Annotated in this window: 9 protein-coding genes and 1 CRISPR repeat array; of the genes, 8 read left to right on the top strand and 1 reads right to left on the bottom strand. The window is 50.9% G+C overall.

Going from position 1 to position 14,221, the window contains the following annotated elements; all coding sequences use genetic code 11:
- Positions 1-28: 28 nt before the first annotated feature.
- The 6 genes from CGC65_RS22175 (at position 29) to CGC65_RS22150 (ending at position 5,465) form a co-directional block, all read left to right on the top strand.
- Positions 29-667 (top strand): bifunctional 4-hydroxy-2-oxoglutarate aldolase/2-dehydro-3-deoxy-phosphogluconate aldolase, encoded by a 639-nt coding sequence (locus CGC65_RS22175; protein ID WP_002568510.1) that lies wholly within the window; start codon positions 29-31, stop codon positions 665-667.
- Entirely contained in the window at positions 664-1,137 is a 474-nt protein-coding gene (locus tag CGC65_RS22170; protein ID WP_002568509.1) for a PTS sugar transporter subunit IIA, read from the top strand. Before CGC65_RS22175 ends, CGC65_RS22170 begins: the two co-directional genes overlap by 4 nt.
- 27 nt (positions 1,138-1,164) lie before the next feature.
- Entirely contained in the window at positions 1,165-1,443 is a 279-nt protein-coding gene (locus tag CGC65_RS22165; RefSeq protein WP_002568508.1) for a PTS sugar transporter subunit IIB, read from the top strand.
- Positions 1,444-1,531: 88 nt separating this feature from the next.
- Positions 1,532-2,899 (top strand): PTS galactitol transporter subunit IIC, encoded by a 1,368-nt coding sequence (locus tag CGC65_RS22160; RefSeq protein ID WP_002568507.1) that lies wholly within the window; start codon positions 1,532-1,534, stop codon positions 2,897-2,899.
- Entirely contained in the window at positions 2,883-4,523 is a 1,641-nt protein-coding gene (ilvD, locus tag CGC65_RS22155; RefSeq protein WP_002568506.1) for a dihydroxy-acid dehydratase, read from the top strand. The genes CGC65_RS22160 and ilvD overlap by 17 nt, the downstream gene beginning before the upstream one ends.
- Positions 4,524-4,760: 237 nt before the next feature.
- Positions 4,761-5,465: a DUF5714 domain-containing protein gene (locus CGC65_RS22150; RefSeq protein WP_002568505.1), complete on the top strand. Its 705-nt coding sequence runs from the start codon at positions 4,761-4,763 to the stop codon at positions 5,463-5,465.
- Positions 5,466-5,482: 17 nt separating this feature from the next.
- On the opposite strand, the gene CGC65_RS22145 is transcribed toward CGC65_RS22150, so the two are convergent.
- Positions 5,483-6,811 carry a glycosyl hydrolase family 18 protein gene (locus CGC65_RS22145; protein WP_002568504.1) on the bottom strand — a complete coding sequence of 443 codons (1,329 nt, stop codon included), beginning with the start codon at positions 6,809-6,811 and terminating at the stop codon, positions 5,483-5,485.
- A 305-nt stretch (positions 6,812-7,116) separates the two neighbouring features.
- Here CGC65_RS22145 and CGC65_RS22135 point away from each other — a divergent pair, with 305 nt between their 5' ends.
- The gene (locus CGC65_RS22135) at positions 7,117-11,322 is read left to right on the top strand and encodes a DEAD/DEAH box helicase (protein WP_002568503.1); all 4,206 of its coding nucleotides are present in this window, start codon (positions 7,117-7,119) and stop codon (positions 11,320-11,322) included.
- Positions 11,323-11,529: 207 nt separating this feature from the next.
- Positions 11,530-12,969: a CRISPR direct-repeat array (repeat unit 33 nt; unit sequence GTCGAGGCTCGCGAGAGCCTTGTGGATTGAAAT).
- A 221-nt stretch (positions 12,970-13,190) separates the two neighbouring features.
- Positions 13,191-13,886 carry a hypothetical protein gene (locus CGC65_RS22130; RefSeq protein WP_002568501.1) on the top strand — a complete coding sequence of 232 codons (696 nt, stop codon included), beginning with the start codon at positions 13,191-13,193 and terminating at the stop codon, positions 13,884-13,886.
- Positions 13,887-14,221: the final 335 nt, after the last annotated feature.

The raw sequence follows: 14,221 nt of genomic DNA, 5'->3' as shown, positions 1-14,221 counted from the left end.
TATATATTGTCAGAAAGGAGCGAGAATGATGAATATAGAAAAATTTCCGAAAGTGACAGTAATCTTAAGAGGCTATACCTATTCACAGACCCGCACGGTTGTCAAGAACCTGGTGGGGACCTGCTTAGGCTCCGTTGAAATTACCATGAATACTCCGGGAGCCCTGGAATCCATACGGAAAATCAGCCAGGAATTTGGAGCACAAATCATGGTGGGAGCCGGCACGGTCCTTACTTATGAAGAAGCCGTGGAGGCCATTGAGGCAGGTGCAGCCTTTTTGTTGTCTCCCACGGTATTTGAAAAGCGCATATTGGACCTGTGCCGGGAGCGCGGCGTGGTGTCTGTACCGGGGGCTTTTTCACCTTCGGAAATCAGACAGAGTTTTCTGGACGGGGCGGATATTGTGAAGATATTCCCTGCCGGCAGGCTGGGGAGCAGATATGTGTCAGATATCCAGGCGCCTCTGGGGAAAATGCCGCTGATGGTCGTGGGGGGCATCGGTACCTCAAATGTACAGGAGTACTTTGCGGCAGGGGCATCATTTGCGGGAATCGGTTCGGGTATTTTCCTGAAAGAGGATATACTGAATGAAAATGAAGAGGGAATCCGCGGTTCCATAGCAGCCATGGAAGAGAAAATGAAGAGTATGGAGGAAAAAGAATCATGAGCGGCATTGCGTTTAATGAATCATTGATTCTGGAATTTGACAAACCTATGACGGACCGGGAGGTTCTGTCTGCCATGACAGATTATCTCTGTGAAAAGGGCATTGTAAAGGATACATATAAACAGGCCATCCTGGAGCGGGAGCAGTCCTTCCCCACGGGTCTTAAGACCGGGGGAATCAACGTGGCCATTCCTCATGCGGATATCTGCCATGTTAATGAGGCGGCCATCTGCGTGGCGGTGCTTAAGACACCGGCTCCCTTCAGGGCCATGGATGAGCCTGACAATGACGTACCGGTAAGCCTGGTCATCATGCTGGCCCTGACAGAGGCCCACGGACATATTGAGATGCTTCAGCGAATCGTAAAGCTGATTCAGAACCAGGAGGATATGAAACACATAGTGGAGGCAGGACAGCCTGACACCATCCATAAAATCATCAAGCAGTATCTGCTGGAAGATGAAAACTAAAAGAGACTATCAAAGGAGAAAATAAAAATGAAACGTATATTAGTGGCATGTGGAAATGGAATCGCAACATCAACGGTAGTGGCAACCAAAATCAGGGAGAAATGTGAAGACAACGGAATCCCGGTATCTGTAACCCAGTGCAAGCTTCTGGAGGTGGAATCCAAGGCGGATGATTTTGATTTGCTGGTTACCACAGGAAAGTTTACGGGCGGCAATGTGAATATCCCGGTGGTAGGCGCCATTTCCCTGCTGACAGGAATTAATGAGGATGCAACGCTGGATGAGATTCTGTCCCATCTGAAATAAAAAGGGGTTTGAGTGTGTCTCAAACGCGCTCAGGACAGACAGCCGTAGGCTATGAAAGACAAATGAAATCTTAGGGGAGATTAATCATATGCAGATACTTTATAATATTTTCAATACGATTCTGGATGCAGGCGCTGTGGTCATGCTTCCAATCATCATAACCATCATAGGGCTTATTTTCCGGGTGAAATTATCAAAGGCTTTCAGAAGCGGCCTTACCATCGGCATTGGCTTTGCGGGTATTAATCTGGTCATCAACATGATGAAGAGCAATCTGGGGCCTGCCGCCCAGGCCATGGTGCAGAATTTCGGTATTAAGCTGGACATTCTGGATGTGGGCTGGGGAGCCATCGCGGCAGTTACATGGTCATCGCCGATTATCGCTATCCTTATATTCTGTATTCTGGCCACCAACATTGTTATGCTGGTACTGAAGGCCACAGATACCCTGGATGTGGATATCTGGAATTATCATCACATGGCAATCGTAGGAATCATGGTTTATTTTGTGACTAAAAATGTGGCAATGGGTATCGGTGCAACGGTCATCATGGCCATTATCACATTTAAGCTGTCAGACTGGACCGCGCCTCTGGTGGAGGATTACTTCGGTATTCCCGGCGTATCCCTTCCAACCATGTCAGCTCTTTCCTCCATCATTATCGCAGCACCCCTTAACTGGCTGCTGGATAAGATACCCGGAATCAACAAGATTGATTTTGAAATCAAGGATGCCAAGAAATATCTGGGATTCTTTGGTGAACCCACCATCATGGGCCTGGTACTTGGCTGCGTTATCGGTGTTCTGGCCAAGTATTCAGTGGCTGATATTATGGCGTTGGGCGTAAACATGGCGGCTGTCATGGTATTGATTCCCAAGATGACCTCTCTTTTTATGGAAGGACTTATGCCAATCTCAGAGGCTGCCAAAAAGTTTACCCAGGAGAAGTTTAAGGGCAGGAAATTCCTTATCGGCCTGGATGCGGCGGTTGTAGTGGGAAATCCTGATGTCATCACCACATCCCTGATTGTCATTCCGCTAACCATCCTTATGGCTGCCGTACTTCCGGGAAACCGCGTGCTTCCCTTTGCGGACCTGGCGGTTGTGACCTTCCGTGTGGCCCTGGTGGTTGCTATCACCAGAGGAAACCTGTTTAAGAACATCATCATGGGCCTGGTGTGTACAGGGGCCATCCTGCTGGCAGGTACGGCTACAGCGCCTGTCCTGACCCAGCTGGCCACCTCCGTGGGACTGGACCTGGGGGAAGGAATGATTACATCCTTCGCTGCCACCAGCCTTACGGTAAGCTTTCTGGTGTACGAGGCATTCATCAAAAAGCCGTACATTTTTGTGCCGGTACTGATTGCGGTTATGGCAGCCGTATGGGTGTTCATGAATCGTTATAACAAGAAGAAAACAATGTTAGCAGGAGGAAATGATGTTGCGGGCAATTGATAAATTGGAGCCGTTCCAGAAAGCCATATCCAAGGCCCATCTGGCATCGGCAGGCGTTTCCATCGACTCCCTGGACCACAAGCCGCTCATTGCCGTTGCCAACAGCTGGAATGAGATATGTCCGGGACATGAGCCTTTAAAACAGCTGGCTGAGGAGGTAAAGAAGGGAATCCTGGAAGCCGGCGGCGAGCCCATTGAGTTTAACACGGTAGCCATGTGTGACGGTATTGCCCAGGGGCATTCCGGTATGCGATACTGTCTGCCCCACAGGGAAATCATCACGGATTCCATTGAAGCCATGGTGGTGGGCGAGGGAGTGTTTGACGGAGTAGTGTACATGGGTTCCTGCGATAAAATCGTGCCGGGAATGCTGAACGCAGCAGCACGGATTGACCTTCCTTCAGTTATTGTCACGGCCGGTCCCTGCTATGCCCAGATAAAACCCAATGAGTCAAAGGAACTGCGCCAGCAGTTCCTGCGGGGAGAGATAACAGAGCGGCAGCTGATTGAGGGGACGCTCAAATATTACACGGGCCCCGGAATCTGTCCCTTTCTGGGAACAGCCAATACCATGGGCGCTCTCTGTGAGTCCCTGGGTATGATGCTGCCGGGAGGAAGCCTGATTCCTTCAAGCACCAGCATGCGCCGTTTCAGCGCAAGAGAATCAGGGCGGGCTGTGATGAAGATGGTGGAGAAGCAGATTCGCCCCAGCCAGATTATGACACGGGAGGCGCTGGAGAATACCATCACCCTTCTTTCCGCTATCGGAGGCTCCCTGAATGCCCTGATTCATCTACCGGCACTGGCGGCAGAGCTGGGGATTTCCCTGGACTGGGATGATTTTTCAAAGATTACCACTGCCACGCCGGTACTGTGCTCCATTGTACCCAACGGAAACCGGACCGTGGTAGACCTGCACTATGCAGGCGGAATACCGGCTGTGATGAAAGAGCTGGAGTCTGTAATGAATAAGGATGTGCTGACAGTGACTGGGGAAACACTGGGGCAGATTCTGGAGCGTACGTCTCAGGGCGACAGGGAAGTTATAAAGTCCATGGACGATCCTGTATCCAGGGCAGACGGAATCCAGGTTCTCTATGGCAATCTGGCGCCCCAGGGAGCCCTGGTAAAGACATCGGCAGTTCCCATGGAAGTGCGGCGTTTTAAGGGCACGGCCAGGGTATTTGAGGGCGAGGATGAGTGTTATGCTGCTTTCCGGGCAAAGGAGATAAAGGAAGGTGATGCCGTTATTGTACGCTATGAAGGTCCAAAGGGAGGTCCGGGAATGAAGGAGCTGCACCGGATTACGGAAATCATCAAGGGAATACCCAACACAGCGGTCATCACCGACGGGCGTTTCTCAGGGGCCAGCGGCGGCTTAAGCATCGGATATCTGTGCCCTGAGGCAGCAGAGGGAGGTCCAATTGCCCTGGTTAAGGATGGGGACAGGATAACTGTGGATTTGTATAAGGATTACCTCCATCTGGAGGTCAGCGACGAGGAGCTTGAAGCCAGACGCAGGGAATGGAAGGCAGTGAGGCGTCCAAGAGAAAAGGGGCTTCTCGGCCGGTACGCCCGCCTGGTGAACACAGCCAGGTCAGGCGCTACCCTGAGCAGAGAGTAGAGAAAAAGAGTGCAAACCAGTTTCGGGAGCGGTTCCGTGCGGTTTGCGCTCTTTTTCGATTTGCGGTAAGAACCGTCAGGAAGAGGGCGGGGAGGGGGAACAGCGGAGGGCAGGAAGTGGATATGAAAACCGATATAAAAACAGAAAAATAAGTATTAACCGGGATAGGGATTATGGTATACTGAAATGAGATTGGCCTAAGAATAAGAAATGAATGGTTAACAGGAGGATACGGCAATGGAAGAACAAACAACGGGATGCCTGGTATGCGGTGCGCCGCTGGAATATTTCCCGAGTCAGATTGAAATGGAATGTACCTACTGTCACAAAACATTTATGAGCAATGCCAGATGTGTGAACGGTCACTTTATCTGCGACAGCTGCCATGAGCAGATGGGCCTGCGTGTCATTGAAGATATATGCAGGCATACAGACAGCAAGGATCCGGTGGCAATCATGAAGAAAATCATCCTGTCTCCCTATATCTATATGCATGGACCGGAGCACCATGTGCTGGTGGGCTCCGCGCTTCTGGCTGCCTATAAGAACGCCGGGGGAGAACTGGATTTGGACGCGGCCCTGGAAGAAATGAGGAACAGAGGGGCACAGGTGCCGGGAGGTATCTGCGGTTTGTGGGGAACCTGCGGGGCTGCTGTGAGTACAGGTATTTTTGTCAGCCTGATTACAGGGGCCTCACCCTTAAGCGGAAAAGAGTGGGGGCTTTGCAATGAGATGACCTCCAGAAGCCTTGGGGCTATTGCCAAAACAGGGGGACCCAGATGCTGTAAACGGGATTCCTACACAGCCATACTGGAGGCAGTGGATTTTGTGGGGGAGAAATTCGGGATATGGATGGAGCGGCCCAAAAAGACAGTATGCGGATTGTACGGCCGGAATGAACAGTGCCTGAAGGAAAAATGTCCTTACAATCCGCAGGGATAAACAGCGGGACATAGGGATCATTGTATGCCCCTTCCGATGGCTGACAGAAGGCTTTTGCCGGAATCGTCCGTGTCCTGGGTCAGTTCCCATATCATGATTCCGCCCAGGTTATTCCTGGCGTACGCGGCCTTTTTTTCAATGGTGGAAATGCCGTTATACCAGACATCCATTCCACTCACCATGGCATGGTCTTTATTCCCGGCATCCGGGTCAGCGGCCAGGATATCCCCGTAACCGGCCCAGCCGGGACGTCCGTAGAAGGGAACACCCAGCACCACTTTACCGGCCGGCATTTTTCTTGTGCCGCACCAGTAGGCGGCGCTGTTTACTGCAAAGTCATAGGAAGAATGGCGTTCCCCGTCACCGCCGTCATAGGCCATAACATGAATCCAGTCCACTGCGTTTAACACGGCATCGCTATGGGCCGCGGCATCATAATAAATATTGCCGTCTGCGCTGACCCCGCTGACGACAGCGCTGGTCAGAAGCTTTCCCTGGGCATGGAGCGCGTCTGCCAGGTAAAGAATCAGCTCCTGGTACTGGTCCTTGGAGGGCCCGTCTACCCTGGGATGCTCCCAGTCCATGTCCACGCCGTCAAACCCGTACTCATTGCACATGGCCAGTATTTCATTACCCAGCTGCCTGGTTTTTTCACTGGTTGAAGTGGCGCTCACGAAGACTGGTTCCAGCTCGGCACCGTTATAGCTCCATCCGCCCACAGCTAATAAGACCTTGACCTGGTTTTTATGGGCATCCTCTATCAGGCGGACTGCTGTTTCCGGGTTTTCCAGGGGGAGCAGTCTGCTGTCCGGTGTGGGTATGGCAAATGCGTAGGCGATGTGGGTCAGCACATCCATCTGCAGCTTTTGGGGCTGGTAGGATTTCCAGTCAGGGTAATAACCCACCACCTTTACCGGGGATGAGGCGCCGGCTTTGGGAGCGGCCTGGGAATCTGCGGGAGGGGGCGTCTGCGGAGCGGCTTCCCACACATCGGCCTGCCCTGGAAGCTCCCCTAAGGTCCACCACCTGGCTATATATATTTTACCGCCGCAGACCACCTGATCGCCGCCTGTATAGGTGGTGTTTTTGTCCCACTCAGGATAGGACGGTCCGGAGGTCAGGATGGCCTGGGGAGCAGATATGCTGACGGCAGCTTGTTCCGGGGAAGCCGGGAGTGCTGAGTCCTCTCCGGTGGTTATAAGGGGGACGTTTTCCTGTCTGCCGGATATCCGGGAACCGGAAGTATCTGCGGCTGCATGTCCTCTCACCGCGCTGGAGAGCAGGAATCCGGCTATGAGTCCAAGCAGGAATATGAGAAGAAAAATGCCTGTTTTCCGTTTGTCCATGATTGTTCCTTTCTTTTGTTTTATCAGATTTCTGCTGTATTTTCAGATTTTCATTCCCACAGGCTCTGATTCAGCCTGTTATTGATATGAGTATATTATACAATAAGATTAGGGTTAAGGAAACAGGCGGCGCCGGAACTGCTGCAAATGAAAGACCGGAAAAGACCTTTCAGAAAGGCAGTTCTGCCATGTCAGTCATAGACAGGCAAAACAGTGCAATGATATAATAATATAAATACCTGTAGTTTTACGGAACATAATCCGGACAACAGGAATGACACACAACTGCCCGCATGGAGGAGCTTATGCAAGAGGATACCCTTAAACAATTCCTGCCAGCCACTGAAAGCTGGTTTAGGAAAACATTTGGAGAACCCACCAAAATACAGAGAGAAGCATGGCCCGCCATTGCTGACGGAAAGCACGTGCTGGTAAGCGCTCCAACCGGTACAGGAAAGACCCTTTCAGCTTTCCTGGTGTTCATAGACCAGTTGGGCGGACTGGCTGAGAGGGGGGAACTTAAGGAGGAGCTGTATGTGATATATGTGTCTCCCCTTAAGTCTCTGGCGGGGGACATCAGGGAAAATTTACGCAAACCTTTGGAGGGGATCGGAGCGGAAGCTCCCGGGGAAAGCAAAGCGGAAAGCAGACCGGGTAATCCATCCATAGGGCAGATTCAGACCGCCATCCGTACCGGGGACACGCCTCAGAAAGAGCGCCAGAGGATGGTAAAGCATCCGCCCCACATCCTAATTATCACTCCGGAATCCCTTTATCTCATGCTGACATCCAAATCCGGCCGACAGGTGTTAAAGACTGCAAAAGCAATTATTTTGGACGAGATTCACGCCCTCATAGACACCAAGAGGGGGGCGCATCTGATGCTGTCAGTGGCCAGGCTGGATAAACTTTGCGGCCGCAGGCTTCAGAGAATTGGCCTGTCAGCCACCATTGAGCCGTTGGAGCTTGCGGCCGCCTACCTGTCCCCGGAACCGGCCGTTATCTGTGCACCTTCCATGGATAAACAGGTGGATATACAGGTTATTGGTACGGCCCCTGCTGTGGGAAGGCGGAAGGATCCGGTATGGGAAGAGCTGGGAATGGCAGTATACCGCCAGTGCTTAAGCTGTAAGAGTGTAATTGCATTTTCCGAAGGAAGGCGTTATGTGGAAAAGCTGGCATACTATGTAAATCTGTTGGGCGGGGACGGGTTTGCCAGAGTCCACCACGGAAGTCTGTCAAAGGAACAGAGGGATGAGGTGGAACGGGATTTAAGAGAGGGGAGGCTGAGACTGTTATGTGCCACGTCGTCCATGGAACTGGGCATTGACGTGGGGGATGTGGAGCAGGTTCTGCAGGTCGGATGCCCCCGCACCATTTCCAGCACCATGCAGCGCCTGGGCCGGGCCGGCCATAATCCGGGCCGGGTCAGCGTCATGTATATGTATCCCAGGACTGCGCCCGAATCAGTATACTGCGGCATGACCGCACAAGTGGCCCGCCGTGGAGGCGTGGAACGGGCCAATCCTCCGCGCATGTGTCTGGATGTACTGGCCCAGCATTTGGTTTCCATGGCTTCGGGAGAGAGCTACAGCATAGATGATGTGATGGATGTGCTGGAGCGGTCGTATCCATTTTACCAGGTGACCAGGAAGGATGTGGAGGACGTCCTTGCCATGCTGGCAGGAGATTACGAACACAGCCGGGAGATACCGGTGCGTCCGAGGATTTTGTATGACCGGATTCACGGCCGGGTGGCTGGGGATGTTTACAGCCGTATGCTGGCCACGGCAGCGGGAGGGACCATACCCGACAAAGGGATGTACGCAGCCAAAACAGAGGACGGGGTGAAGTTAGGAGAGCTGGATGAGGAATTTGTCTATGAATCCAGGATCGGGGACCGGTTCATGCTGGGGTCCTTTGGCTGGCGTGTGGTCCGTCAGGATAAGGACTCTGTTATCGTGACCCAGGCCCCGGCCGAAGGCGCCAGACTTCCATTCTGGAAAGGGGAGACAAAGGGAAGAGATCTTAGAACCAGTCTTGCCTTTGGCCGTATATTAGGAGAGCTGGAGAAGGCATGCCGTGAGGGAGAGCTGGAAAAAGCTCTGGAGAAACTGGGATTAGACGAGTCTGCGTCGGTCCATGCGTCCGGATTTATAACACGTCAGATTCAGGCCACAGAAGGACTGCCTGATGACAGAACCATAGTGGTGGAGCATTTTAAGGACAGTACAGGAAGCCACCAGGTCATGGTCCATGCTCTGTTTGGAAGACGGGTAAATGGTCCGCTGTCCCTCGTCCTGCGTCATATGATACGCAATACCATGGGGATGGATGTGGGGAGTGTGGATGAGGAGGATGGCTTCCTTCTGTATCCATATGGCAGGGAGCAATTGCCGGAAGGACTTTTATTCCAAATCAACCCGGACCAGGTACGGCCGGTGCTGGAAGCAATCCTGCCTGATACGCCTCTGTTCGGCATGACATTCCGCTACAATGCTGCCCGCGCCCTGATGATGGGCATGAAACGGAACGGGCGCCAGCCGCTTTGGATGCAGCGTCTTAAGAGCACGGAAATGTTAAGCTCCCTGATGGACCAGCCGGACCATCCGCTGATTCGTGAGACAAAACGGGAATGTCTGGAACACCAGTGGGATATCAGCGGAGTGATGGAGATACTGGCCAGGATCCGTTCCGGCTTCATTACGGTCAGAGAAATCTGGCTGGATGTCCCTTCTCCCATGTCTCTGCCCTTCCAGTGGCAGGCAGAGGCAGAAGAGATGTATGAGTACTCACCGGTGACGCCTAAAATCCGCCAGACCGTGCAGGAAGATTTGAAAAAAGCATTGCTTAAGCCCACACCAGAGGAACTGTCCAGGGGATGGTCACGGAGAAAAATGCCGGAAAATGAGGAAGAGCTCCATTCGCTTCTCATGATGGAGGGAGATTTGGAGGCAGGAGAGCTGGATATACCTGCTGACTGGCTGGAGGCCCTGGCCCGGCAGGGACTGGCCTGTTATGTGGAGCCGGGAATATGGATAGCGGCAGAACATGAGGACGAATATATGAGGGCATTGCAGCAGCAGGATGAGGAAGCCGCAATGCACATTGTCCGGCGCATGCTCTATTACCGCGGCGGTCAGACTGCGGTGGATGTAAGGGAACGGTATTTTCTGTCTGAGGAGATGACAGAGGCGCTTTTAGATAAACTATGCCGCTGCAAAAAAGCAGTGGAGGACCAGGGCGTATACTATCACGAAAAGCTCTATGAGAGGGCCAGGGAAGGCCATATACGCATCCTGCGCAGTCAGACAGCCACGCAGCCCGCATCTCATTACGCCGCGCTGATGGCAGCCAGGGCAGTGACACATTCCACGGCAGAAGAACAGTTAAGGGAAGCCGTGGAAAAAGGATGCAGAAAGCCATGCCCTGTACGCTTTTGGGAAAATGTGTACTTTGCCAGGCGGGTGGAGCGGTATGGAGCCAGTCTTCTGGACCGGCTGCTGGCCCAGGGGGACTATTTCTGGAGAATGTCGCCGGAAGGAACCCTTTGTTTTTGCAGCTATGAGGATATAGACTGGGAGGCATCTGCCGGGGCAGAGACAGCAGGGCTTAAGGGCGATGAGCTTCTCATGTACCAGGAGTTAAAGCGCAGAGGAGCCAGTTTTCTTAAATTCCTTACAAAAATACCAAAGGAAGGCAGCGCCCAGGAAGTATTGTTAAGTCTGGCTGAAAAGGGCCTGGTATGTGCAGACAGTTTTGTGCCTGTAAGGCAATGGCAGAATCAGGACAAGGTAAAGAAAGTTGCTGTGAGACAACGTGTGAATACCAGGGTCATGGCACTGTCAGCTGGGCGGTGGGATATAGTAAGGCCGGTAAGAAAATATGGACCGGAGGAATGGCTGGAGCAGTTTTTTGATGAAAATATGATTCTGTGCCGTGAGACTTTTAGAAAGTCTGTACAGGCTGTGTCAGACTCGCCCTATGTCCAGACCGGAGAAGATGGAAAAAAATGGGAGTGGAGCTGGGCCCAGGCATTGGAAATTCTTCGTATCTGGGAATATACAGGCCGCATCCGCAGAGGTTATTTTGTAGAGGGGATGTCGGGAGCCCAATTTGTCCGCGGAGAGGATTATGATGCCGTGACCGGCGCATTGAGGGAGCCGGATGACCATACGGTATGGTTAAACGGAACAGATCCGGCCCTGGTGTGGGGAAAAGTTCTGGAACTACCTGAAAAATGTGGATTTCTGGCAGTGGCCGGAACAGCGGTGGCCCTGAAGGCGGGAAAGCTGGCTGCTGTAATGGAACGTCAGGGCAGAGTACTGCGTATTTGCGATGCCGAAGATATGAAGGAAGTGATGGCGGAATTTGTCCGTGCGTTCAAGCAGGGAGCCATATATCCGGAACAAAAGAGGCTTGTATTGAAAGAGTATCCGGCGGAGGCGGCAGAGGCTTTGCAGCATGCAGGATATATGCGGGAAATGAAGGATTATGTAATATATAAGTAGAGTTGGTTTCTGTGAGTTGGGAGCCCTTCAAACCAGGTGCGAATGCCAAGCTGACATGAAATGCCAGGGAGATTCGCACCTGAAAAACAGAGGAAAAGGCCGTGAAAGCGGGCTGGGTGAATGGACTGAATTGGTTGAACTGGGGAGAGAAGAGCATAATGCATAAAATGTTAGGGGGGATGTGGAGTAGGTTTGGATAATTTTGCTGTCGAGGCTCGCGAGAGCCTTGTGGATTGAAATATAAAGCTGTGCCTGGGCGTTCTTTTCGGCCTCTGGTCGAGGCTCGCGAGAGCCTTGTGGATTGAAATCTATATCCCTGCTTTATTTTGGGCGGCTCCGTCGTCGAGGCTCGCGAGAGCCTTGTGGATTGAAATTCCCCGAACCGGATTACCTGGCTGTTAATCCCGGTCGAGGCTCGCGAGAGCCTTGTGGATTGAAATACTAAAGGAAATATGTTTAAGGTTGGGTACCATATGTCGAGGCTCGCGAGAGCCTTGTGGATTGAAATAAATACTCCACTGTGCGGTCCACATCCACGGAAGTCGAGGCTCGCGAGAGCCTTGTGGATTGAAATTCAGTCCGGCACCCGGTTCATATGGCTGCAAAGTCGAGGCTCGCGAGAGCCTTGTGGATTGAAATTCCGTTATTAGGTTATTTGTAGGTGTGTAACCGTGTCGAGGCTCGCGAGAGCCTTGTGGATTGAAATATTTGTAAGATAATCAACCAAATTTTGCGCAGAGTCGAGGCTCGCGAGAGCCTTGTGGATTGAAATACCGATAGCAGAGCCAGCCACATCAATATGTATACGTCGAGGCTCGCGAGAGCCTTGTGGATTGAAATAACGGTCTGTGTGCCAGCAGTTACAAAATCTGCGTCGAGGCTCGCGAGAGCCTTGTGGATTGAAATATCAGATGCTGCTTATCATTTTAAATCCATCAAGTCGAGGCTCGCGAGAGCCTTGTGGATTGAAATGTCAATGTAATTTATCAATCCTGCTTCCCGCATATCGTCGAGGCTCGCGAGAGCCTTGTGGATTGAAATCATGTTGATTATCAGATTATGAATCAACTGTATGTCGAGGCTCGCGAGAGCCTTGTGGATTGAAATGCCTATAGCAGAGCCAGCCACGTCCACATGAATACGTCGAGGCTCGCGAGAGCCTTGTGGATTGAAATACGAAAACCACAATCATCACAACCGTGAATATAGTCGAGGCTCGCGAGAGCCTTGTGGATTGAAATGTAAGGCCCGTGCTCTATGAGAAAATCAAAGAGGTCGAGGCTCGCGAGAGCCTTGTGGATTGAAATACCTTCCACCTGCGCATCCTTAAAAGCTGAATGCAGTCGAGGCTCGCGAGAGCCTTGTGGATTGAAATGTAATGTCCTCCCCTAAAAGGGGTAACTGAATCAGCGTCGAGGCTCGCGAGAGCCTTGTGGATTGAAATAACATAAGCATTTACGGCTGCGAGTATGTCTGCCCCGTCGAGGCTCGCGAGAGCCTTGTGGATTGAAATCTATATGTCACGTTATCTCACCTCCGCTCATAGTGTCGAGGCTCGCGAGAGCCTTGTGGATTGAAATGATATATAGTATAACAGACTAAAATGTATAAATCGTCGAGGCTCGCGAGAGCCTTGCAGACCAAAAGATACCTGTAAGCCCCTAAATTAATGCAAAAGGAAAATTGCTCCCCGCGTACCTAATGCATTGAAAGCAGCCATAATTATATATTGAGAATTCGCAAAACATCAGTTAAAAGAACATATTAACAGTATCCCGATCAACAGGGAATCCGTTAAGCGCATACCCCCCTCCGTAAAAAACATCCGCCCCAAAAAACACCAACATAAACAAAGGAGTAACACATATATGATTGAAATAATCTATAGAGACAAACGCTTTCTTGTTAAGGGCAGCTTTTCCATAGGAATAGCAGGAAACTATGTAAATGAGGATTTTGGGGATGAGAATATCATGATTAACGATACGTTAGAGGAAATCATGAAAGAATTGCAGGATGAGGACTCCTTTTGGTACAAGCCGCTGTTTCCCTATCTTAAATCTGAGACAGCAGACAGTGGCGGAATAGCCAGAGGTCTTACTGCGTACTACAATCAAAAGGAAAAGGAAATCAGGGAGAATGAAAAGCAAATTAATGATTGTATATTATATCGGCTTTTCAGTGACTTAACAGGCAGCGGATATCCATTTTGGGAGATAGAACAAGCGGTTATACCGGGGCGTATGAAAAATGGAGGCGGGGAGTTCCGGGAAAAAGAAGTATACTCAAAAGAAACAGCCGAAGTTTTCCAGTGGGCTGATGAATTCGACTGCGTACCCAATAATGGAACCGTGGATAAAACAGATGTGGAAGAAAGGCTTAGGGAATTGTTTCCCATGTTCAACTTTGAAGGGTTGGTTAAGACCATGATTCCGGAAGGCTTATCATTGCAGGGGCGGTTCATGGCATTTCAGTTTTCAGACGGATGGGGATCTGATTTGCTGGAATGCGCATATGATGAAATGGATGAGGAATTTGCCTTCAGGGATTGGCACAATCATTAAGTGAAAACCAATCCGGAAAAGGTAAGTTGAGTGCCATAATGGTGCCCAAGTCAGCAGACAGAATATGGACAGTAGCGTGAAGCAGTGAAACGAAATGAGCTGTTTGACATTTCCATGCGCTAAGATTAGAATGAAAAAAGCAAGTTATATGCAAGTTATTTGTTTGCCTGACTTGGGCAGATTACCCGGCATATCAGCAGTTGCAGAGGAGATAAAGATATGCATCCAAATTTTTGGTTAATTATTATTTGTGCTGTTATAGTGATTACAATAGCTATTGTAATGAACAAGAAAAAGAAATAGTGAAAGAAATTCCAGGTTATGGAGAGGGCGAA

The sequence above is a fragment of the Enterocloster bolteae genome, from assembly GCF_002234575.2.
In the GTDB taxonomy this organism is placed as follows: domain Bacteria; phylum Bacillota; class Clostridia; order Lachnospirales; family Lachnospiraceae; genus Enterocloster; species Enterocloster bolteae.
The sequence above is the reverse complement of the archived record's forward strand: the minus strand, read 5'-3'. Positions and strand labels throughout refer to the sequence as shown.